Here is a 22,007-nt window from a genome sequence, read left to right on the forward strand (position 1 = left end):
TAGGACGAAAGGGCATCATCATGGCCAAAATCACCTATGTCGAACACTCCGGCACCGAACATGTGGTCGAGGTGGCCAATGGTCTCACCGTCATGGAAGGCGCGCGGGACAATAACATTCCCGGCATCGAAGCCGACTGCGGCGGCGCCTGCGCCTGCTCCACCTGCCATGTCTATGTCGATCCGGCTTGGGCCGAGAAACTGCCGCCGATGGACGACATGGAAGAAGACATGCTCGACTTCGCCTTTGAGCCTGATCCCGCGCGCTCGCGTCTGACCTGCCAGATCAAGGTCACCGACGCGCTGGACGGTCTGCGCGTCCAGATGCCGGAAAAGCAAATCTGATGCGGGCGATCGGCGCGGCACTGCTGGCGCTGATCGCAACAGATGCGGCGGCGGAGACCATCACCGCCGCGCATTACATCGCGCCCACCGGGCGCTACGCCCACGGCATTCTTGGCGACGCGCTGGAATGGGGCGGCTTGCAGGTCTCTCTGGCGGATGGCGGCGCGCGGCGTTTCCCTCTGCCGCGCGACCATGTTTTCGAAGATATCGCCCCCCGGCTCGTGGATGTGACCGGCGATGGCGCGCCCGAGGTTCTGGTGGTTGAGACGGACGTCAATCGCGGTGCGGCGCTGGCGGTCTACGGCCTTGAGGGCAAGGTTGCTGAGACCCCACATATCGGTCAGAGCAACCGGTGGCTCGCCCCCATAGGCGCCGCCGATCTGGATGGCGACGGCGCGGTCGAGATCGCCTATGTCGACCGGCCGCATCTCGCGCGGGTGCTGCGGGTCTGGCGCTTTGCCGATGGGCATCTCAGCGAAGTCGCGCAAATGACGGGGCTGACCAATCACCGCATCGGAGAGCGGCATATCTCGGGCGGTCTGCGCGATTGCGGTGCGGGGCCGGAAATGATGCTGGCGGATGCCGATTGGCAGCGTGTGGTGGGGGTGCGCCTGAAGGACGGACAGCTTGCGCGGCGCGATATCGGCCCCTTCGCGGGGGCCGAGAGCTTTGCCAAGGCGCTGGCTTGTGAATAAGGGGCGGCTGCGGCTTTGGTAGAGCCGCTACCCATCAGCTCAGCGCGCGCCAGCCGATGTCGCGGCGGCAGAACCCTTCGGGCCAATCGATCCCATCGACCATTGCATAGGCACGCTCTTGCGCCTCGGCCAAGCTGGCCCCGCGTGCGGTGACATTCAGCACCCGCCCGCCATTGGCCAAGATCGCCCCGTCCTGCGCCTTGGTGCCCGCGTGGAACACCATATTGGCACTATCCTCGGGCAGGGCGCAGAGACCTTTGATCTCACTGCCCTTTTCATAGTCACCGGGGTAGCCTTTGGCGGCCATCACCACGGTCAGCGCGTGATCCTCGGCCCAGTTCACCTGCATATCGGCCAACGTGCCCTTGGCCGTGGCCTGCATCAGGTCGAAGGCCTGCGCGCCGAGGCGCATCATCAGCACTTGGCACTCCGGGTCGCCGAAACGGACGTTGTATTCCACCAGCCGCGGCTGGCCGTCCTTGATCATCAAACCCGCGTAGAGCACGCCCTGATAGGGCATCCCGCGTTTCGCCATCTCGGCCATACAGGGGCGGATGATCTCATCCAGCGCGCGTTCGGCGATCTCGTCGCTCAGCACCGGGGCGGGGGAATAGGCGCCCATGCCGCCGGTATTGGGGCCACTGTCGCCTTCGCCGACCCGTTTGTGGTCTTGGGCCGTGCCGATGGGCAGCACCGTCTCCCCGTCGCAGAGCACGAAAAAGGACGCCTCTTCGCCTTCCATGAACTCTTCGATCACCACTTCCGCGCCCGCCTCGCCAAAGGCGCCGTCAAACATCTCATCCACGGCGGCGAGGGCTTCGGCATCGGTCATGGCGATGATGACGCCCTTGCCCGCCGCCAGGCCGTCGGCCTTGATCACGATGGGCGCGCCTTGCTTTTCGACATAGGCGCGGGCGCTGGCGGCATCGGTGAAATGGCCATAGCCCGCCGTGGGCGCCACGCAGGCGTCGCAGATTTCCTTGGTGAAGGCTTTGGAAGCTTCCAGCGCCGCCGCTGCTTTGGAGGGGCCAAAGACATCGAAACCCGCCGCGCGCAGATCGTCGCCCACACCCGCGGCGAGGGGCGCTTCGGGGCCGATGATGACGAAATCGATGTTATTGCCCTCGCAGAAGGCCACAACCGCCGCGCCATCCATGATGTCGAGCTTGGCGCATTGCGCGATGGCGGCGATGCCCGCGTTGCCCGGTGCCACGATCAGCTTGTCGCATTTGGGGTTCTGCATGACCGCCCAAGCAAGTGAATGTTCGCGGCCACCGCTGCCGAGGATCAGGATATTCATGCCGCGCACTCCCTTGGACTTCGTTGCTCCGCGTTCTAAGCTGGGGGGGCCACAGACACAAGGTGCCCAGATGGATCTGTTCGACGACCCCGCCCCCGGTGGCAACAGCCCCGAATTCACGGTGACCGAGCTTTCGGGCGCGATCAAACGGGTGATCGAGGGAGAGTTCGGCCATGTCCGGATTCGCGGTGAAGTGGGCCGCGTCAGCCGCCCGCGCTCGGGGCATGTCTATCTCGACCTCAAGGATGACCGCTCGGTCATCTCGGGCGTGATCTGGAAGGGCGTGACCGCGCGGCTTGAAACCCAGCCCGAAGAGGGAATGGAGGTGATCGCCACCGGGCGCATCACCACCTTTGGCGGGCAGTCGAAATATCAGATCGTCATCGAGGATATCAAACCGGCGGGCATGGGCGCGCTGATGGCGCTGTTGGAGAAACGAAAGGCGGCGCTGGCGGCGGAGGGGCTGTTCGCCCCCGAGCGCAAGCGCCCGCTGCCCTACCTGCCTGAGATCATCGGCGTGGTAACTTCGCCCTCGGGGGCCGTGATCCGCGACATTCTGCACCGGCTGCGGGATCGTTTTCCGCGCAAGGTGCTGGTCTGGCCGGTCGCCGTTCAGGGCGCGAAATGCGCGCCCGAGGTGGTGCGCGCCATCCAAGGGTTCAACCGGCTCACCCCCGGTGGCGCGTTGCCCCGGCCCGAGTTGATCATCGTGGCCCGTGGCGGTGGCTCGGTCGAAGACCTTTGGGGCTTTAACGAGGAAAGCGTCGCGCGCGCGGCGGCAGCCTCGGAGATCCCGCTGATCTCTGCCGTGGGGCATGAGACGGATACGACGCTGATCGACTTCGTCTCGGACAAACGCGCGCCCACGCCCACGGCGGCGGCGGAGCTTGCCGTGCCGGTGCGGCATGAATTGGCGGCATGGCTGGAGGGGCAGGGCGCGAGGATGCGTCAGGCGCTGAGCCAAGGGCTGACCCGGCGCGGCCAGCGGATGCGGGATCTGGCGCGGGCCTTGCCCGGGGCCGACACGCTGCTGGAGGGGCCGCGCCAGCGCCTTGATCGCGGGGGGGAGAAACTGGCCCCCGCGCTGATCGCAGGCGTCCAAGGCCGCCGCGTCAAGCTGGCCGATATGTCCGGCGCGCTGCGCCCCGGCACCCTGCGCCGCCAGCTGGAGGCGGATCGCCAACGTCTGGCGCAGCTCTCGGCACGGCTCGACCCTGCGTGGCAGCGCAATTTGGCCGGGCAGCGCGAGCGGCTGGCCGCGCGGATTGACCGGTTCCACCCCGAGGTGCTGCACCGCCAAATCCTCCGCCGGCGCGAGCGGTTGGTCGATCGCACCCAAACCTTCCGCCCCGAGGTTTTGCGCCGCGACCTGTCGCGTCAAGACCAGCGGTTGCAAGAGGTGCTGGCCCGGCTGGCGCGCGCAGGCCGCGCCGATCAGGACCGCCGCCGCCGCCAGATCGACGCGATGGGCCGCACGCTTAGCACGCTCGGCTATCGCGAAACGCTGGCCCGTGGTTTCGCCGTGGTGCGGGGCGATGGTGATGTGGTGACCAGTGCGGAGGCTGCCAAGAAGGCGGCGCATCTGGAGATCGAATTCGCCGACGGTCGCTTGCCGGTCAAAGGCGAGGGCTGAACTGGCCTAGACCCCGACCTGCGGCCCAAGGCACAGCAGAGGCTCGGTCATCTCCCGCGCCTCATAAAGCGCGGTTTCGGTCGGGTCATTCTCGAACCGCGCGACCAGCCCGGTCGGGCTTTCGGTAAAGCTCCAGCATTGCGGGGCGGGGTCGTCTTCGTAGACAAAGCAGATCAGCCCTTCGGCCTCATACCAGCGCCCCTCTTTGCAATGGCCATCCAGAAAGGACCACTGCACGCGCCGGTTCTCGTGATAGATTTCCGCCCCATAGGGCGCGCCGGACTGGCCGAAATAGAGCGTCTTGCCTTGGGTATAGGCTTCGAACTCCGCCGCCGACATCTCGGCCAAGGCAGGCAGGGGAAGGAGAGTGCAGATCAGGGCGAGGGCAAGTCTCATACCACGAGCCTGCCAGAAGCCCGCGCCCCGCGCCAGTGGGATCAGCCGCGGCCCCACCGGGCCACGCGGCGGTCCATCACGCGCCGCCAAAGCGGGGGGACAAGGGCGATCACCGCCATCACGGGCAGGGAATAGGGCAGTTTGGGCATCTCTGGCGTCACCTCCAGCGCCGGAAAGGCGCGGGCGGGGCGCATGTGGTGGTCCGAATGGCGCGGGGCATTCAGCATCATCGCGGCAGAGTACCATTTCGGCGCGTTCCAACTGTGCTGCGGGCCCATCGGCTCGAAGCGGCCATCGGGGCGTTGCTCTCGCCGTAGCCCATAGTGCTGCACATAGTCCGACAGCAGCAGTTGCATCTGCGCATAGGCCGCCAGCCCGACATAGGTGAGCAGCCCGGCGACCCCGCCGAGCAGCAGCGCCGTGAGCAGCGTCAGCGCCGCGCCACCGAGGTAGAGCGCATAGGGGTGCAGCCCCCGCGCCCCCGTCTTGCGCGCGCGCTGCGCGCTGTCGGCCTGCCACCCGGCGCGAAACTCCCCCCAGCTTGCGCTCAGCAGAAACCGCCAGAACCCCATGCCCTTGGGTGCGGAGTTGGGATCAGCCGGGGTGGCGGCGGCGGGATGATGCACTCGCAGATGGGCCGAGACGTGATGCCCGTGCAGCAGCGAGATATAGACCGCCGTGCCAATCCGCCGGGGCAGGCGGCGGCTGGCATGGATCAACTCATGGGCGTTGGAATTGCTGATCTGACCCAGAAACAGGCCAAGCGCGGCAAAGATCACCGCGCGGTCCACCCCCGCCAGATGCGGGGCCGTGCCAATCGCCCAGACCCCGAGCGGCAGCAGCAGGAAATGCGCGGCGGCCAAGGTCAGCGTCAGGGCGCGGCCCGAGTTGTCGGACAGGCGCAGCGCGCGGCCCAACCGGTCCATGAGGGCCACATGCACCGTGATCGACAACAGCGCCAGCACGGGCCAGACCCCACCCCAGAGGGCGGCGGCGGCAATCAGCACCGCCGGTGTCAAACTTGCGATCACATACCACAGCATGCGTTTTCCCCTGCGACCCCGCGCCAATCGGCTCAACCCCCGCATTCTGCCCGCCGCAGGGGCTGTGCACAACGCAAACACCCGCGCGATTGTCGCTTTTTGATCGCGCCTCGGCCTTTGGATTTGCTACCAAGGCGGAAAGCAAGGCGGGGGAGAGATATGGCGCTGGACGATCACGGCAATGCATCGGCGGGGGGGCCGCGAAAGGGCGTTTGGAAATCCGGCAAGGGCAAGGGGCGGCATCACCCCAAGGGGCGGCAGTTGCAGGATACGGCTTGGGCGGAGGTCCGCGCGCTGTTGGGCGACCGCCCGCGCGCCCGCGATCTGCTGATCGAGTTTCTGCATCTGATCCAAGACCGCTTTGGCCACCTGTCGGCCGCGCATCTGCGGGCCTTGGCCGAAGAGATGCGCCTGTCGATGGCCGAGGTCTATGAGGTTGCCAGTTTCTACGCGCATTTCGACGTGGTGAAAGAGGGCGAGACCCCGCCGCCCGCGCTGACCATCCGTGTCTGCGATTCGCTGTCTTGTGAACTGGCCGGGGCGCAGGCCTTGAAAGCCGCGTTGGAGGAGGGGCTGGACCCGACCGAAGTGCGCGTCCTGCGCTCGCCCTGCATGGGGCGCTGCGACACGGCACCGGTGCTGGAGCTGGGGCATAACCATATCGACCATGCGACGCCCGACAAGGTGCGCTTGGCGATTGAGGCTGGGGATACCCATGCCCGTCTACCTGACCGTGAGGCTTATGAAACCTACGCCGCCTCAGGGGGTTATGACACGCTGTTGAACCTGCGTCAGGGGGGCGATTGGGAAGCGGTGCAAGAGCGACTGCTGGAGGCTGGGCTGCGCGGTCTTGGCGGGGCGGGTTTCCCCTCGGGCAAGAAATGGGGCTTCGTGCGCGGCAACCCCGGCCCGCGTTATTTGGCGGTGAATGGCGATGAGGGCGAGCCGGGCACCTTCAAGGACCGCTGGTATCTCGAACGCCGCCCGCATCTCTTCCTCGAAGGGATGTTGATCGCCGCTTGGGCGGTGGAGGCCGAGAAGGTCTTTCTTTACATGCGCGACGAATACCCGGCGGTGCTGGAGATTCTGCGCCGCGAGATCGCGGCTCTGGAAGGTGCGGGCCTTATCGCGCCCGGCTATGTCGATCTGCGCCGCGGGGCGGGCGCCTATATCTGCGGCGAGGAAAGCGCCATGATCGAAAGCATCGAAGGCAAGCGCGGCTTGCCGCGTCATCGCCCGCCCTATGTGGCGCAGGTGGGGGTCTTTGGCCGCCCGACCTTGGTGCATAACATAGAGACCCTGCATTGGATTGCCCGCATCTGTCGCGAAGGGCCGCAGGTGTTGAACGGTGTGGAAAAGAATGGCCGCAAGGGGCTGCGCAGCTATTCCGTTTCGGGCCGCGTGGCGCGCCCGGGGATGTATCTGCTGCCTGCGGGGTCAACCATCACCGACATCATCGCGGCGGCGGGGGGCATGATGAAGGGGCATCTGTTCAAAGCCTATCAACCGGGTGGGCCGTCCTCTGGCCTGTTGCCGGCCTCGATGGATGACCTGCCGCTCGACTTCGACACGCTGCAACCGCACGGGTCGTTTATCGGCTCGGCGGCGGTGGTTGTCCTGTCGGAGCATGACAGCGCGCGGGCCGCCGCCCTCAACATGCTGCGGTTTTTCGAGGATGAGAGCTGTGGCCAGTGCACGCCCTGCCGGGTCGGCTGTGAAAAGGCGGTGAAGCTGATGCAGGAGGACCGCTGGGACCAAGCCCTACTGGAGGAGTTGTCGACCGCCATGGTCGATGCCTCGATCTGCGGGCTGGGTCAGGCGGCGCCGAATCCGATCCGGCTGGTGATGAAGCATTTCCCCGATGAAATCTGACCCCGCCCCCTCCCGGCGGGCTTGATCTGCCCGGGCGCCCTTCCATCTGCGCGGGCAAGCCTATAGATCAAGACGAAACTGCATGGGAGACGCCGATGGCCTTCTTCACGAAGCTCAAGGACCGCTTGTTCAAATCCTCGTCCAAACTCGATGAGGGGTTGGAGGCAATCGTCAGCGATGGCGGCGAGGCGGAGGCCGAAGCGGCCCCCGTGGATGCGGTGATGGACCAGCCCGGCGCGGCTTCTGACGTGATGCCCGATGGGCAAGAGGACAGCGGCCCGATGTTGGCGGCAGAGGGGAAGAGGGCGGAAGAGCCGACCCCCGCGCCCGAACCCGCCCCGGAGCCCGAGCCGCTTCCAGAACCCGAGCCGCAGCCTGCGCCCGAACCGCATCCCGAACCGTCTGAGCGTCAGCAGGAGCCCACGCCCGCGCAGGAACCCCCTGCCGCTGACCCTGAGCCTGTCCCGGCACCGGAAGAAGTTCCCGCGGCGACCGACCTGCGCGAAGCGATGACCCCCGTCGCCCCGGTGCTGGACGAAACCGCAGCCGAGGCCACCCCCGCCAAAACGGGCATCCTGGGCCGCCTCATGGGGCGCGGCGCCGCACAACCCGTGCTGCGCCGGACACTGGATGACGAAATGCTCGAACAGCTCGAAGAGCTGTTGATCAGCGCCGACATGGGCGTCGACACGGCGCTGCGGGTCACCGCAAATATGGCCGAGGGGCGCTTTGGCAAGAAGCTCTCGGTGGCAGAGATCAAGCAACTGCTCGCCAGCGAAGTCAGCCGCATCATGGAGCCTGTGGCTCAGCCCCTGCCGCTCTATCCCAAGACCCCGCAGGTGGTGCTGGTGGTCGGCGTGAACGGCTCGGGCAAGACGACTACCATCGGCAAATTGGCCTCGCAATTCCGTGCGGCGGGCAAGAAGGTCGTGATCGCCGCGGGGGATACCTTCCGCGCCGCGGCGGTGGAGCAATTGCAGGTCTGGGGCGAACGCGCGAACGTGCCGGTGCTGACCGCGCCCGAGGGCAGCGACCCGGCGAGCCTTGCGTTTGACGCGATGGGCCGCGCGCAGGAAGAGGGGGCGGACCTGCTTCTGATCGACACGGCGGGCCGTTTGCAGAACCGGGGCGACCTGATGGAGGAATTGGCCAAGATCGTCCGCGTTATCCGCAAGAAGGACGAAACCGCGCCGCATAACACCCTATTGGTGCTGGATGCGACGACGGGGCAGAACGCGGTCAATCAGGTGAAAGTCTTCCAAGAGATTTCCGATGTCAGCGGTCTGGTGATGACCAAGCTCGACGGCACCGCCAAGGGCGGCGTGCTGGTGGCGCTGGCGGATCGCTTTGGCCTGCCCATCCATGCCGTGGGCGTGGGCGAGCAGATCGACGATCTGTCGCCGTTTGACCCCGATGAATTCGCCGCCGCCTTGGTAGGCACGGATGGCTAACGTCACCTCGGTCGCCGCGCGCGGTGGCCCTGCTCAATCATGGGTGCCAAGCTTTCGTTCGATCCAGCGCAGAACGGTCAGAACCAGCACCACAATCCCTGCGGTCAGACAGGCCAGCAGAATTTGCCCCGCGCCGCAGGACAGGCCGATGGCCCCGGCCAGCCACATCGACGCGCCGGTGGTGATGTTGCGCACCTCACCGTTCGAGGTGAAGATGATCCCGGCCGCAAGGAAGGCCACGCCCGCGGTCACCGCTTCGATCAGGCGCAGCGGATCGAAACGCATCTGGTCGCCTTCGCCAAATTGCAGACTGCCAAGCTCTTGCCCGATGATGATGAACAGACAGGCGGCGATGGCCACCATGATATGGGTCCGCAGCCCCGCAGGCTTGTCGCGCCGCTCACGCTCATATCCGACGATGCCCGCCAGAAAGGCCGCCATCAGCAGCCGCGCGGCAGCAACAGTGACCGGCACTTTTGAAAAACTGTTGGTGAGATCCGAGATCAGGCTTTCGAACATGGAAATTCCGTTGGTGCTAAAGACTTTGAAATATAAACCTCTCGCTCAGGGGGGAGTTCCGCGATGACCGATTGGATCCTGTCGATCGAAGGCACCCCCGCGGGCCATACCGCGGCCCTGTGGCTCGCGCTTTCCGCCGCCTTCCTGCATGCGGTTTTCGGCGCATTGCAAAAGGGGCGGCATGATCCGTGGCTCACGCGCGGGGCGATCGACGTCTCTTATGGCGTGATGGCCGCCCCCTTCGCCCTGTTCGTCGTGCCATGGCCCGAGCCGCATATGTGGGTGATCTTCCTCGGCGCTTTCGTGATCCATGTGATCTACAAGCTGTTGCAGGCATGGGCCTATACCAAGGGCGCCTATACGGTGGTCTACCCGGTGGTGCGTGGCACGGGGCCGCTCTTTGCCGTGGTCGGCGCCTATCTGATCTTTGGCGAGCGGTTCAATGCGGTGCAATGGCTGGGCGTGGCGGTGCTCTTGAGCGGTATCTTCGGCCTTGCCCTTTATAACCTGCGCAATCTGGTCGCGGCGCGGGATACGCTGCACGCGGCCTTGGGCCTTGCAGTGCTTACGGGCTTGTTCGTGGCGCTTTACACCACATATGACGCATATGGCATCCGCGCCACGGCGGATCCCTTCACCTTCCTCGCATGGTTTTTCATGATCGACGGGCTGGTGATGCCGGTGATCGCATGGCGGCGCTGGCATAGGATGGAGAACCCGCCCGAAGTGGCGCCGCTGATGCTGCGCGGCTTTATCGGCGGGATTATCGCATTCGCGAGTTTCGGGTCGGTCATGCTGGCCACCCGGCTTGATAAGGTGGGCGAGGCCGCGGTGCTGCGCGAGACTTCGACCGTCTTTGCCGCGCTGATCGGGGTGCTGGTGCTGAAAGAAACCGTCGGCCCGCGCCGCATCGCGCTGATGGCGCTGATCGCAGCCGGGGCGGTGATTGTTGAAATGGGCGGCTGAAGGAACAGGCATGTCAGAACCAAGAGAGATCAACCCAATGCTGCGGGCGGGCTTGGAATACGGGCCGGTCTTGGCCTTCCTCGTAGCCTATCTATGGCTCAAGGATAACACCTATACCTTCGGCGGGACGGCGTATGACGGCTTTATCGTCGTCACCGCGATGTTCGTGCCGCTGCTCGTGCTCTCAACCGGCGCGCTCTGGGCGCTGACGGGCAAGCTCAGCCGGATGCAGGTCGCTACCGTGGTGCTGGTGGTGATCTTTGGCGGGCTGTCGGTCTGGCTGAACGACGACCGCTTCTTCAAGATGAAGCCGACGCTGATCTATGTGCTTTTCGGCGGCCTTCTGGCGGTCGGCCTGCTGCGCGGACAATCCTACCTGAAATACGTCATGGAAGAGATGATGCCCCTGCGCGATGAAGGGTGGATGCTGCTGACCAAACGGCTGATGTATTTCTTCTTTGGTCTGGCGCTGGCGAATGAGGTGATCTGGCGGTTCTTTTCGACCGACACATGGGTCTATTTCAAGACCTTCGGCCTGACGGTGGCGATTTTCGTTTTCTTCATGGCGCAGGGCAAGCTGTTCGAAGCCTACGGCGAGAAGAAAGACCAAGGCTGACCCGAATTTAACGAGCGCCCCGCGCGAAACTGTTGACCTGTAGCGTCGCGCGGCGTAATCCACCCCGCGTGGCGATTTGTTACCGGATTGTGGGCCACGTTAAACATGCCGCTAAAAGGTCAGGATGAAAGACCCCTTTCGCTTGGCCGCGTCTGGGGTTTTTTTATGCCCGCGAGGTCGGGCCGGAAGGATGAGAGAGATGAGCAACGACCGTCACCCGCGCACCCAAGCGATCCACGCAGGCACCCGCCGCAGCCAATATGGCGAGGTGAGCGAAGCGATCTACCTGACCCAAGGTTTCGTCTATGACAGCGCCGAACAGGCCGAAGCGCGTTTCGAAGAGATTGGCCCGGATGAGTTCATCTATGCCCGCTACGGCAACCCCACGGTCGCCATGTTCGAGGACCGTATCGCCACTTTGGAAGGGGCCGAGGATGCCTTTGCCACCGCCAGCGGCATGGCGGCGGTGTCGGGCGCGCTGATCTCGATGCTGAAGGCGGGCGATCATGTCGTCTCGGCCCGGGCGCTGTTCGGGTCTTGTATCTATGTGCTGGAAGAGATCCTTGGCCGCTACGGGGTGGAGGTCACTTTCGTCGACGGCAGCGATCTCTCTGCTTGGGAGGCCGCGATCCGCGAGGACACCCGCGCGGTGTTCTTTGAATCCGTGGCCAACCCCACGCTCGAGGTGATCGACATCGAAGCCGTGTCCAAGCTCGCCCATGCCAAGGGCGCGCTGGTGGTGGTCGACAATGTTTTTGCCACGCCGGTCTTTTCGCGCGCGATCTCGCAAGGGGCGGATGTGGTCGTCTATTCCGCGACCAAACATATCGACGGGCAGGGCCGTGCGCTTGGCGGTGTGGTGCTCGGCAGCCGCGATTTCATTCGTGGCACGCTTGAGCCTTACATGAAACATACCGGCGGCTCGATGAGCCCCTTCACAGCTTGGATCATGCTTAAAGGGTTGGAGACCATCGACCTGCGGGTGCGGGCGCAGGCGGCCAGCGCACAGGAACTGGCCGAAGCGCTGAGCGGTCACACAGCCTTGGCGCGGGTGCTCTACCCGGGCCTTGCGGGCCATGCGCAGAACGCGCTGGCGATGCGCCAGATGGGGGCAGGGGGCACGGTGCTGTCCATCGACCTCAAGGGCGGCAAGGCGGCGGCTTTCGCTTTCCTGAACGCGCTGAAGGTGGGCGTGATCTCAAACAACCTTGGCGATGCCAAGACCATCGTCACCCATCCGGCCACCACCACCCACCAGCGTCTGCCGCAGGAAACCAAAGACCTTTTGGGCATCACGCCGGGGCTGGTGCGGATCAGCGTGGGGCTGGAATATAGCGGCGATCTCAAGGCCGATCTGCTGCAGGCCTTGGACGCGGCGGCGCAAGCCTGACCTGATGTGTCGCGGGCGCGGTGGCATTTTGGCCCCGCGCATCATACATTGAGAGCGACAGACCGGAGGGCCGCGCAATGAACATCGTGACTGAAATGTCCGAGACACCGGACCGGGAGGCGGCGCAATCCGCGCTCGCCACGCTGCGCGCTTGGGCCGAAACGGCCACCCCGGCTGAGATTGCGGCGCTGGACCCGGCCATGGCCCGGATGCTGGCCCCCGCCGAATATCCCGCCCTCAGCCGCGCCTATCCCGAAGATTTCACCGCGGGCGACAACTACCGCGCCAGCCTGCCGGACCTGCAAAACGGCCCCTCCAGCCTGATCCGCGGCGCGCAGCAGTTGATCCAGCATGTCGGCATCTCGAACTTCCGCCTGCCGATCCGCTACCGCAGCCGCGAGGGCGGGGATCTGCGGCTTGAGACTTCGGTCACCGGCACCGTCTCGCTCGATGCGGAAAAGAAGGGCATCAACATGTCCCGCATCATGCGCAGCTTCTACCGCCATGCCGAAGCCACCTTCAGCTTTGAGGTGATCGAAGCGGCGCTGGATGATTACAAAGCCGATTTGGAGAGCCTGGACGCCCGGATTCAGATGCGCTTTTCCTTTCCGATGAAGATTGGCAGCCTGCGCTCGGGCCTCACGGGTTATCAGTATTACGACATCGCGCTTGAGCTGGTCGAACAGAACGGCGAGCGCAAGAAGATCGTGCATCTCGACTATGTCTATTCCAGCACCTGCCCCTGTTCGCTGGAACTGAGCGAACACGCGCGCCAGACCCGCGGGCAGTTGGCGACGCCGCATTCGCAGCGCTCCGTCGCGCGGATATCGGTCGAGACGCGGGACGAGGGCGATTGCCTGTGGTTCGAAGACCTGATCGAGATTTGCCGCCGCGCCGTGCCGACCGAGACGCAGGTCATGGTCAAACGCGAAGACGAACAGGCCTTCGCCGAGCTGAACGCCGCCAATCCGATCTTTGTCGAGGATGCCGCGCGGCTCTTTTGCGAGCAACTCTTGGCCGATGGCCGGGTGGGCGATTTCCGCATCGTCGCCAGCCATCAGGAAAGCCTGCACAGCCACGATGCGATCAGCGTGCTGACCCAAGGTGAGACCTTTGCAGCGCAGAGCATCGACCCCAAGCTTTTCAACACGCTCTTTCACGTCGGCTGATCCGGCACGGGCCCGACAATCGCGCGTAGGTTGTCCGCGTCTCGCGCTGCGCCCCTTTGGGGGGCATTCCGCCTGTCTTAGCGCAGAAATGGCGAATGTTCCCCTGCCAGCCCTGCAAAGCCCGACCAGCGGCTATGCGAAAACGTCGGTTCTGCTGCGGCGCAGCATTGCCTATCTAGCGGTCATCGAAATACTGGAAATTGCAAAGGCAATCAGATGACCTACCAGAGCACTGCTCACCCCGCCCACTCCGTCTCTCCCCTCGAAGGGCTGCGGCGCGCCGGCGCCGGTCTGCGCCGCTTTTTCGCGGGGATCGGCCATGGCATCATGATGGGCTCCACCGCCCAACGCCGTTTTGAGCAGGTCCAAGCCCTGCAAGCGAAAAGCGACGAAGAACTGGCCGCCATGGGCATCAAGCGTGACGACATCGTTCACCACGTTTTCAAAGACCTCTACTACATCTAAGACGACACGGACCGGGGCCAAATCACGCCCCGGTCCCGTCTCGGCTTGACAGCGACGAGCGGCCAAGCCAACGCTGCGCGCATGTTGGATATACGACCTGTCGGATATGTCGTGGGCCTTTTGGTGGCCGTGCTTGGCCTTGCCATGATCATTCCGATCTTGGTCGATCTGGCCGAGGGCCGGGGCCATTGGTGGGTTTTCGTCGAAAGCGCCTTGATCACGACGCTGGGTGGCGGGATGATCGCCCTCGCTAGCGCCAATGGGGTCCGTGAAGGGCTCACCATTCAACAGACATTCATGCTGACCACCAGCGTCTGGTTGATGCTGCCGCTCTTCGGGGCGCTGCCTTTCGTGCTGGGCGCGACCGAGGCCAGCGTGACCGACGCGATGTTCGAGGCGATGTCGGGGCTGACGACGACCGGGGCCACGGTGCTGACCGGGTTGGAAGACCTGCCCAAAGGGCTGCTGATCTGGCGCGGGATCCTGCAATGGCTGGGCGGCATCGGTATCGTTGTCGTCGCCATGGTCTTCCTGCCTGAGTTGCGGGTCGGTGGTATGCAGATCTTCAAATCCGAATCCTTTGACACCTTTGGGAAAATTTTGCCCCGCGCAGGGCAGATCGCGACGCAGATCTCGGTGATCTACCTGTGGCTCACGCTGGCCTGCATGCTGAGCTATCTGGCCCTTGGGATGACCACCTTTGACGCGACGGTTCATGCGCTGACCACGGTCTCCACGGGTGGTTTTTCCAATTACGACGCCTCATTCAGCACCTTTTCCGGCGCTGCCGAATATGTTGCCGTGATTTTCATGATCCTCGCCGCGCTGCCCTTCGTGCGCTATGTGCAGCTGATCAACGGCAACCCCGTGGCCCTGCACCGCGACCCGCAGGTGCGCGGCTTTTTCATGACGATGACTTTTCTGGTGGTGATCGTCTTTTTCGTTCTGCGCAGCGCCACGACCTATGATTCCGAGCGGGTTGTGCGCGAAGCATTGTTCAACATCACCTCGATCATCTCGGGCACCGGCTATGCTTCGGCGGACTATATGCAATGGGGCAGCTTTGCGGTGGCGCTGTTCTTTTTCATCGGTCTGATCGGCGGCTGCGCGGGCTCGACGACCTGTTCGATCAAGATCTTCCGCTATCAACTGCTTTTTGCGTCGATCCGCGCGCAACTCCGGCGGATCCGCTCGCCCCATGGCGTGTTTACCCCACGCTACGATGGCCGCCCGGTGGGGGCGGACGTGCTAAGCTCGGTGATGGCCTTCTTCATGTTCTTCGTCGTATCGCTCGGCCTGATCTCGGTCGCGTTGAGCCTGACGGGATTGGACTTCGTCACCTCCGTTTCAGGGGCGGCGGCGGCGCTGGCGAACATCGGTCCGGGGTTAGGAGAGATCATCGGCCCCGCCGGGAATTTCAGCAGCCTCAATGACACGGCGAAATGGATTTTGATCATCGCCATGTGGATCGGGCGGCTGGAGCTAATGGCGGTCTACGTCATGTTCACCGCCAAGTTCTGGCGCGCCTGAAACGTGAAAGGGCGGCGCCGATGGCACCGCCCTTTGTCCTTGTCGCTTGGGGCTGAGCCCGCAGCGTTATTCCCAACAGCTGACCAAGACGGTCATGCCCTGCGCGCGCAGGGTGAGGTCGCGCGGCGCGATCGGGCCTGTGGCCCCTTGCGCCTGTGTGCTGCCCAGACCTGCGTCTTGCGCGGCCTTGAGGATCACATCGCCATCAAGGGCAAAGCTTACGTCTTCGGGGAGTTTGCGGTCGGCATCGCTTTGGGGAAGCAGCATGCCCACGACATGGCCATTCTCGTCGAACACCGGCCCTCCGGCATCACCCGGCTGGGCCTTGACCGACAGGCGCTTGAGGGTCTCATCCCCGTCCAGCCCCTTGAGGTCCGACAGGGCGCCAAAGGTCAGGGTCGCGGCGCTCAGCACCCCTTCGTAGGAGTAGCCCGCGACGGAGATTTCCGATTTCAGGCGCGGGGCTTCGGTGCTGAACTCGGCCACGGCCAGCGGGGCGAGGCGGCTCTCGGGTTTGAGCAGGGCAAGGCCGCGCGCCTCATCGGTGGCGACCACCGTGGCATCGGTATCGGCGTCCAGCGTCACCCGCCCGCAGGAGGCCACGACTTCGCTGGTTGTGACGACCGCGCCATTGCCATCAATGAAAAAGCCGCTGCGGGCGATCTTGGGTTGGCGGATTTGCAGACCGGCAACCAGATCGATCGCCTGCGTATCGTTGTTGCCAGCGGCGGCGTCGAGCACGCCGGGCAGGCGCGTGAGGCTTTTCGACATCTCGGCCACCACGCGGCGGCGGCGGTCTTCGTCCCCGGCGGGCCAGATCAGGGTGAAGCCCTTGATCCGACCATTCTCAAGCGAGACCTGAGTCTGGCTGATGATGCTGCCGTTCTCGCCGATCAGTTCAAAGGAATTGCGCTTGCGTTCGCGCGGGCCATCCAAGGGGACGATCTCAAGCGTTTGCATGATGTCGTAGAGGCCGTAGAGCGTATCTTGATTGCCCGGCTGGCTGATCAACAACACCCGCGCGCCGATGTTGCCACTGCTGTCGTAATGGGCAAAGGGCGGCTCGTAGCGGGCGAAGTTGACTTCGGCGGTGGGCATCATGATCTCGATCCCGGCCTTCTCGTCGCGCACCAGTTGCAGGCCCAGCCCGTCGAGCACGGCATTATACTGCGCCATCAGCGCGGCGCGCTGGCGGGTGGTCAGCACGCCGGTCGGCTCATAGCTGTTGGCCCCTTGCCACGCGCGCATGGAGGCACGGGTGCCCCGGCCAAAGGCACCGTCAATCGCGGCATCGTAAAAGCCCGCCCATTGCAGGGCGATTTGTAAATCCTTGCGCTCCTGCGCCGAAAGGGCGCGTTCCGAACGGCGCGCTTCTGCCGGGGTCTCATCCGGTTCGGGCGGGGTGGGGGCCGGGGCGCTCTCGGCCTCTGCGGCTTCGGTTTCACCCTCCGTCCCTGCGGGATCAAGCGGGGTTGTCGTGACATCGGGGGTAGTGCTGGCTGCGGCGGCTTCCTCTGGCGCATTGCCATCTACGCCCACGGGCGCGTCGATCACGCCGGTCTCCAGAACGTTGTCGCCGACGGGCCAGAATTGCTGCTGGAAACGGCTGGATTGCTGGATGAAGCTGTCGCGCGGCACCAGACCGTCGCGCACATAGCTGCGCAGCACCAGTTCCGCGTCTTCGCGCCGGTAGGGGCCCACGGCGATGCCGTACCAGCCGCCGCCCAAGGCAAAGCCATTCACGTCATCCAACAGGGTCTCATAGGCGCGGGCCCGGTCCGTGGCCTCGGCCAAGGAAGGCTGCGCTTCGATCTGAACCCAAACGACATCCTCTGCCGATTGCGCCCGCGCAAGGCCAGCCCAGATCAGGCTCAGGGCCAAGAAGATCGCCACGGGGGCAGGTAGAATTCGCTTCATCGTCACTCAACTCTCGCAAAACCAAATCCGAGCCAGACTACGCCGGAAAGCGGCGCGAATGCCATGCAAAAGGGGGCGAAATTCTGATAAAGCTGTGATTGACCCCCATGGTTTGCAGACGTAGGAAAGGCGCGCATCATTAAGGGGCAATCACCATGTCTGACGCAGCGCAGAAACCACGCTCTTTCCAAGAGATCATCCTTGCTTTGCAAAGCTATTGGGCGCGGCAGGGCTGCGCGGTGCTGCAACCCTACGACATGGAAGTGGGCGCGGGCACCTTCCACCCGGCCACCACGCTGCGCAGCTTGGGCACCCAGCCTTGGGCCGCGGCCTATGTCCAGCCCTCGCGCCGCCCCACGGATGGGCGCTACGGCGAGAACCCGAACCGTTTGCAGCATTATTACCAGTATCAAGTGCTGATCAAACCAAGCCCCCCCAATCTGCAAGACCTCTACCTCGGCTCGCTCGAAGCCATCGGCATCGACATGGCGCTGCATGACATCCGCTTTGTCGAGGACGATTGGGAAAGCCCGACGCTCGGCGCTTGGGGACTTGGTTGGGAGGTCTGGTGTGACGGCATGGAAGTCTCGCAGTTCACCTATTTCCAGCAGGTCGGCGGCCATGACTGTCACCCTGTCTCGGGCGAGTTGACCTACGGGCTGGAGCGGCTGGCGATGTATGTGCTGGGCGTCGATCACGTCATGGACATGCCATTCAACAGCCCCGACGCGCCGATCCCGCTGACCTATGGCGATGTGTTCAAACAGACCGAAGAGGAATTCGCGCGCTGGAACTTCGACACGGCCAATACCGAGGTGCTGCTTGATCAGTTCAACGAGGCCGAGGCCCATTGCAAATTCATCCTCGAACAGCCCGCCGAAGACCCCAAGACCGGCAAGCGCATCGTCATGGCGCATCCGGCCTACGACCAATGCATCAAGGCCAGCCATATCTTTAACCTGCTCGACGCGCGTGGCGTGATCTCGGTCACCGAGCGGCAGGCTTACATCGGGCGGGTGCGCAGCTTGGCCAAACAATGCGCGGATGCCTTCGTGCAGACCCGCGCCGGCGGCTGGACGCCCGAGGCGGACAGCGCGACATGAGCGGAAAGATTGTTGGCATCGTGATCCTCGTCTCCGCAGTGATCGCCGGTGCGGCGCTTTATTACCTTCAGATCTACGGCTTTTACCACGATGTGCCCGAGGCCAAGGTTGAACTCGTCTCTCTGACGACGCAGGAGCCGGAGGAGATCGCGGCGGCGAAGCTACAGGCCATCGACGCCGACAGTTCCCCGATCCGATTCCGCGCCTGTTTCGAGCATGACATCAGCCTTGCCATGGCGACCGAGACCTATGAGATGACCGATCATACCGATCCGCGCAACGCGCCGGGCTGGTTCGATTGTTTCGACGCCCCCGCCATCGGGGCCGAGATCGCGGCGGGCAGCGCGCTGACCTTCCTCGGCGGCAAGAACGTGCACTACGGCGTCGACCGGATCGTGGCGCTGACCGACGACGGGCGCGGCTATATCTGGCATGAGCTGAATGACTGCGGTGAGAAGTCCTATGACGGCACCGTGGTGGGTGAAGCCTGCCCCGAACGCCCCGCCGACTGATCTTATCGCCGCCCGCGGCCCCTTTCGGCGGAACTTTTTGGCGCTGCTGAACGCTTGTCCCCACATAGATCGGGGGCGAAAATGTCAGAGAAAACACATGAGGGGCTGAAATGGGTGATGCGCGCGGGCTATGGCGCGCGCGGGGTGATCTATACGATCGTCGGCGCGCTGGCGCTTTTGGCCGCGCTCAAAAGCACCCAAGCCTCGGGGACGAAAGACGCCCTCGCGGCGCTGCGGGATGAGCCCTATGGCATCCCCGCGCTATTTGCCATCGGCATCGGGCTGCTTGCCTATCTGGTCTGGCGTGTGGCCGCGGGCGTGAAAGATGTCGAAGACCACGGCACCGACGCCAAGGGGCTGATCGCGCGGCTGGGGCAGGTCACGACCGGGCTGATCCACGGCGGTATCGGCGTTTCGGTTCTCGCTCTGGCGATGAGCGGCAAGAACTCCGGCGGCAATTCCGCGCAAGACTGGACGCAAAAGCTGATGGCCATGCCTGCCGGGCGCTATATCGTGGCTGCCGGCGCGCTGATCCTTTTGGGCGCGGGGATTTACTACGCCTACAAAGGGCTGAGTGGGAAGTATAAGGGCCATCTGGCGCGCACCCATTTCACCGAAAGCATCGACCCCATCGTAAAAATTGGCCTTGTCGTCTATGGCGGCATTCTCGCGCTGGTCGCCTTTTCGCTGGGCTATGCGGCGTTGACCGCCAATCCCGAACAGGCGGGCGGTCTAGGCGAGGCGCTGCAAGACCTGCGCGGCATGGCCTTTGGGCGCTTCCTTCTGGGCGGGGCCGGGCTGGGGTTGATCGGCTTCGCGGTCTATAACTTCGTCGAAGCGGGCTATCGCGTGGTGCCGAAATTCTCTGACCCCGATATCCGCACCTTGTTGGATTAAACGCGGGGCGGGGGGCTAGACCCTCCGCCTAGCACTCGTTATCCAAGCCCCCGATGAGACGCCGCCGTCGCGGCAAGAATTGGGGGCCGCCCGTGCCAGATCTGCTGATTGAACTGTTTTCCGAAGAAATTCCTGCGCGGATGCAGAAACGCGCGGGCGAAGACCTGCAAAAGCTGGTGACCAATGGTTTGGTCGAGGCCGGTCTGACCTATGGCTCCGCCGCCGTCTTCACCACCCCGCGCCGGTTGACGCTGGCGCTTGGCGACATGCTCGCCGCCAGCCCCCGGCAGGTCGAGGAGCGAAAAGGCCCGAAGGCCGATGCACCAGAAAAGGCGATCGAAGGTTTCCTGCGCGGCGCAGGCCTGACCCGCGACCAGCTTGAGGAGCGCGACACGCCCAAGGGCAAGATCCTCTTTGCCAAGATCGAAAAGCCGGGCCGTCCCGCGGCCGAGATCGTGGCCGAGGTGCTGGAACAGACCATTCGCAACTTCCCCTGGCCCAAGTCGATGCGGTGGGGCAGCGGCAGCCTGAAATGGGTCCGCCCGCTGCATTCCATCCTCTGCGTCATCAGCGACGAGGCCGGGGCCGAGGTCGTGCCGCTGACCATCGACGGGATCACCGCCGGAAATACCACGCGCGGCCATCGGTTCCTCGCGCCCGATGAGATCGAAGTCTCGGGGTTTGAGGATTATCAAGACAAGCTCGCCCGCGCCTTTGTCGTGCTCGACCCCGCCGCGCGCGCCGATACGATCTGGCATGACGCCACCAACCTCGCCTTTGCCGCCGGTCTCGAAGTGGTCGAGGACGCGGGGCTGCTGGCCGAGGTCGCGGGTCTTGTGGAATATCCCGTGGTCCTGATGGGTCGGATCGGCGAGGATTTTCTCGGCCTGCCGCCCGAGGTGCTGCAGACCTCGATGAAGGAGCACCAGAAATTCTTCTCGGTCCGCAACCCAAAGTCGGGGCAGATCGAGCGCTTCATCACCGTCGCCAACCGCACCACCGCCGATGAGGGTGCGACGATCCTTGCGGGCAACGAAAAAGTGCTCGGCGCGCGGCTGTCGGATGCGAAATTCTTCTGGGACAACGACCTGCGCAGCGTCACCACCGGCGCAGGGATGGAAACATGGGTCAAGGCGTTGGAGAACGTCACTTTCCACAACAAGCTGGGCACGCAAGCCGAGTTGATCGACCGCATGGCAACCCTCTCGCGCGAGTTGGCGCCGCTGGTCGGTGCCGATGCCGATGAAGCCGAGAAGGCCGCCCGCGTCGCCAAGGCCGACCTCAGTTCCGAGATGGTTTATGAATTCCCCGAGTTGCAGGGCCTGATGGGCAGCTATTACGCGCGCCGCGCGGGGATGTCGGACGCGGTGGCGGATGCGGCCAAGGACCACTACGCGCCGCTCGGGCCGTCCGATGATGTGCCGACGGCGCCGGTCTCCATCGCCGTGGCACTGGCCGAGAAGATCGACAAGTTGACCGGGTTCTGGGCGATTGATGAGAAGCCGACCGGGAGCAAGGATCCTTTCGCGCTGCGCCGCGCGGCCTTGGGCGTGATCCGGATTTTGGTGGAGAATGATGTGTCTCTATCGCTAAACGACGTGCTGGCGCAAAGCGCCGAGATCGTCGGCAAGCGCGACGCGGGTCGGGCCGATACCGCGGACATTTTGGGCTTCATCCACGACCGCCTCAAAGTCTACCTCCGCGACCAAGGCATCCGTCACGACGTCATCGACGCCTGTATCGCCATGGACGGCAGCGACGACCTCACCCTGCTGGTCAAACGCGCCCGCGCCCTGTCGGAGACGCTCAAAACCGACGATGGCGAGAACCTGATCCAAGGCTTCAAACGCGCCAACAACATCCTTAGCCAAGCCGAAGAGGCCGATGGCGTGGAATACTCCTTTGGCGCCGATCCGAAGTTTGCGGAAACCGAAGCCGAGAAAGACCTCTTCGCCGCGCTCGACAAGGCCGAGGCCAAGATCACCCCGGCGATGGCCGCGCAGGATTTCTCGACCGCGATGGCGGCGATGGCTGAATTGCGCGGGCCGATTGATGCGTTTTTCGAGGCGGTGCAGGTCAATGCCGAGAACCCCACGGTGCGGCGCAACCGGCTTAATCTGCTGAGCCGCATCCGCACGATCTGTAGCGCCGTGGCGGATTTGACCAAACTGGACGGCTGACCCCGGAGG

Annotated in this window: 20 protein-coding genes and 1 riboswitch; of the genes, 15 read left to right on the forward strand and 5 right to left on the reverse strand. The window is 64.3% G+C overall.

Annotated elements, in window-relative coordinates; genetic code table 11:
* The first annotated feature begins 20 nt into the window (after nucleotides 1–20).
* Both ACGYLC_RS10380 and ACGYLC_RS10385 read left to right on the forward strand, forming a co-directional pair.
* The gene (locus tag ACGYLC_RS10380; RefSeq protein ID WP_067266186.1) at nucleotides 21–344 is read left to right on the forward strand and encodes a 2Fe-2S iron-sulfur cluster-binding protein; all 324 of its coding nucleotides are present in this window, start codon (nucleotides 21–23) and stop codon (nucleotides 342–344) included.
* Complete coding sequence (locus ACGYLC_RS10385; protein WP_394422895.1) at nucleotides 344–1,039, forward strand: FG-GAP repeat domain-containing protein; 696 nt, start codon at nucleotides 344–346, stop codon at nucleotides 1,037–1,039. The genes ACGYLC_RS10380 and ACGYLC_RS10385 overlap by 1 nt, the downstream gene beginning before the upstream one ends.
* Before the next feature lie 34 nt (nucleotides 1,040–1,073).
* Here ACGYLC_RS10385 and purD read toward each other — a convergent pair whose 3' ends face one another.
* Nucleotides 1,074–2,339 carry a phosphoribosylamine--glycine ligase gene (purD, locus tag ACGYLC_RS10390; RefSeq protein WP_394422896.1) on the reverse strand — a complete coding sequence of 422 codons (1,266 nt, stop codon included), beginning with the start codon at nucleotides 2,337–2,339 and terminating at the stop codon, nucleotides 1,074–1,076.
* Nucleotides 2,340–2,409: 70 nt separating this feature from the next.
* Between purD and xseA the strand changes: the two genes are divergently transcribed.
* Nucleotides 2,410–3,972, forward strand: coding sequence for an exodeoxyribonuclease VII large subunit (gene xseA, locus ACGYLC_RS10395; protein ID WP_394422897.1), 1,563 nt, complete (start codon nucleotides 2,410–2,412; stop codon nucleotides 3,970–3,972).
* 6 nt (nucleotides 3,973–3,978) lie between these two features.
* On the opposite strand, the gene ACGYLC_RS10400 is transcribed toward xseA, so the two are convergent.
* Together ACGYLC_RS10400 and ACGYLC_RS10405 are read right to left on the reverse strand one after the other, a co-directional pair.
* Nucleotides 3,979–4,368, reverse strand: coding sequence for a hypothetical protein (locus ACGYLC_RS10400; protein ID WP_394422898.1), 390 nt, complete (start codon nucleotides 4,366–4,368; stop codon nucleotides 3,979–3,981).
* 41 nt (nucleotides 4,369–4,409) lie between these two features.
* Nucleotides 4,410–5,411 (reverse strand): alkane 1-monooxygenase, encoded by a 1,002-nt coding sequence (locus tag ACGYLC_RS10405; protein ID WP_394422899.1) that lies wholly within the window; start codon nucleotides 5,409–5,411, stop codon nucleotides 4,410–4,412.
* Nucleotides 5,412–5,570: 159 nt separating this feature from the next.
* Here ACGYLC_RS10405 and ACGYLC_RS10410 point away from each other — a divergent pair, with 159 nt between their 5' ends.
* The gene (locus ACGYLC_RS10410; RefSeq protein ID WP_394422900.1) at nucleotides 5,571–7,283 is read left to right on the forward strand and encodes an NAD(P)H-dependent oxidoreductase subunit E; all 1,713 of its coding nucleotides are present in this window, start codon (nucleotides 5,571–5,573) and stop codon (nucleotides 7,281–7,283) included.
* A gap of 95 nt (nucleotides 7,284–7,378) precedes the next feature.
* Nucleotides 7,379–8,734, forward strand: a complete 1,356-nt coding sequence (gene ftsY, locus ACGYLC_RS10415) for a signal recognition particle-docking protein FtsY (RefSeq protein ID WP_394422901.1) — start codon at nucleotides 7,379–7,381, stop codon at nucleotides 8,732–8,734.
* Nucleotides 8,735–8,767: 33 nt separating this feature from the next.
* Here ftsY and ACGYLC_RS10420 read toward each other — a convergent pair whose 3' ends face one another.
* Nucleotides 8,768–9,253 carry an MgtC/SapB family protein gene (locus tag ACGYLC_RS10420; protein WP_394400018.1) on the reverse strand — a complete coding sequence of 162 codons (486 nt, stop codon included), beginning with the start codon at nucleotides 9,251–9,253 and terminating at the stop codon, nucleotides 8,768–8,770.
* Between the two features lie 63 nt (nucleotides 9,254–9,316).
* Here ACGYLC_RS10420 and ACGYLC_RS10425 point away from each other — a divergent pair, with 63 nt between their 5' ends.
* From ACGYLC_RS10425 to ACGYLC_RS10450, 6 genes are all read left to right on the forward strand, one after another.
* Nucleotides 9,317–10,219: a DMT family transporter gene (locus tag ACGYLC_RS10425; protein WP_271687782.1), complete on the forward strand. Its 903-nt coding sequence runs from the start codon at nucleotides 9,317–9,319 to the stop codon at nucleotides 10,217–10,219.
* A 10-nt stretch (nucleotides 10,220–10,229) separates the two neighbouring features.
* A complete protein-coding gene (locus ACGYLC_RS10430; protein ID WP_394422902.1) occupies nucleotides 10,230–10,835 on the forward strand; it encodes an inner membrane-spanning protein YciB in 606 nt (201 codons plus the stop codon).
* A gap of 58 nt (nucleotides 10,836–10,893) precedes the next feature.
* Nucleotides 10,894–10,970, forward strand: a riboswitch (SAM riboswitch).
* A gap of 64 nt (nucleotides 10,971–11,034) precedes the next feature.
* Nucleotides 11,035–12,225 (forward strand): O-succinylhomoserine sulfhydrylase, encoded by a 1,191-nt coding sequence (gene metZ / locus ACGYLC_RS10435; protein ID WP_394422903.1) that lies wholly within the window; start codon nucleotides 11,035–11,037, stop codon nucleotides 12,223–12,225.
* Between the two features lie 77 nt (nucleotides 12,226–12,302).
* A complete protein-coding gene (gene folE2, locus ACGYLC_RS10440; protein ID WP_271693344.1) occupies nucleotides 12,303–13,394 on the forward strand; it encodes a GTP cyclohydrolase FolE2 in 1,092 nt (363 codons plus the stop codon).
* A 216-nt stretch (nucleotides 13,395–13,610) separates the two neighbouring features.
* On the forward strand, nucleotides 13,611–13,859 hold the full coding sequence (locus tag ACGYLC_RS10445; RefSeq protein ID WP_394400011.1) for a hypothetical protein: 249 nt from the start codon (nucleotides 13,611–13,613) through the stop codon (nucleotides 13,857–13,859).
* Between the two features lie 81 nt (nucleotides 13,860–13,940).
* Entirely contained in the window at nucleotides 13,941–15,389 is a 1,449-nt protein-coding gene (locus ACGYLC_RS10450) for a TrkH family potassium uptake protein (protein WP_394400009.1), read from the forward strand.
* Between the two features lie 66 nt (nucleotides 15,390–15,455).
* Here ACGYLC_RS10450 and ACGYLC_RS10455 read toward each other — a convergent pair whose 3' ends face one another.
* The gene (locus tag ACGYLC_RS10455) at nucleotides 15,456–17,306 is read right to left on the reverse strand and encodes a serine protease (protein WP_394422904.1); all 1,851 of its coding nucleotides are present in this window, start codon (nucleotides 17,304–17,306) and stop codon (nucleotides 15,456–15,458) included.
* Nucleotides 17,307–17,461: 155 nt separating this feature from the next.
* Between ACGYLC_RS10455 and ACGYLC_RS10460 the strand changes: the two genes are divergently transcribed.
* The 4 genes from ACGYLC_RS10460 to glyS all read left to right on the forward strand — a co-directional run bounded on the left by ACGYLC_RS10460 (nucleotide 17,462) and on the right by glyS (nucleotide 21,998).
* Nucleotides 17,462–18,409, forward strand: coding sequence for a glycine--tRNA ligase subunit alpha (locus ACGYLC_RS10460; RefSeq protein WP_394422905.1), 948 nt, complete (start codon nucleotides 17,462–17,464; stop codon nucleotides 18,407–18,409).
* Nucleotides 18,406–18,921, forward strand: coding sequence for a DUF6446 family protein (locus ACGYLC_RS10465; protein WP_394400003.1), 516 nt, complete (start codon nucleotides 18,406–18,408; stop codon nucleotides 18,919–18,921). The genes ACGYLC_RS10460 and ACGYLC_RS10465 overlap by 4 nt, the downstream gene beginning before the upstream one ends.
* Before the next feature lie 81 nt (nucleotides 18,922–19,002).
* The gene (locus ACGYLC_RS10470; protein WP_394422906.1) at nucleotides 19,003–19,818 is read left to right on the forward strand and encodes a DUF1206 domain-containing protein; all 816 of its coding nucleotides are present in this window, start codon (nucleotides 19,003–19,005) and stop codon (nucleotides 19,816–19,818) included.
* 92 nt (nucleotides 19,819–19,910) lie between these two features.
* Nucleotides 19,911–21,998 carry a glycine--tRNA ligase subunit beta gene (glyS, locus tag ACGYLC_RS10475; RefSeq protein ID WP_394422907.1) on the forward strand — a complete coding sequence of 696 codons (2,088 nt, stop codon included), beginning with the start codon at nucleotides 19,911–19,913 and terminating at the stop codon, nucleotides 21,996–21,998.
* The last annotated feature ends 9 nt before the right edge of the window (nucleotides 21,999–22,007 follow it).

Origin of the sequence: Sulfitobacter sp. 1A12157, assembly GCF_043557345.1 — a bacterium.
Lineage (GTDB): Bacteria > Pseudomonadota > Alphaproteobacteria > Rhodobacterales > Rhodobacteraceae > Sulfitobacter.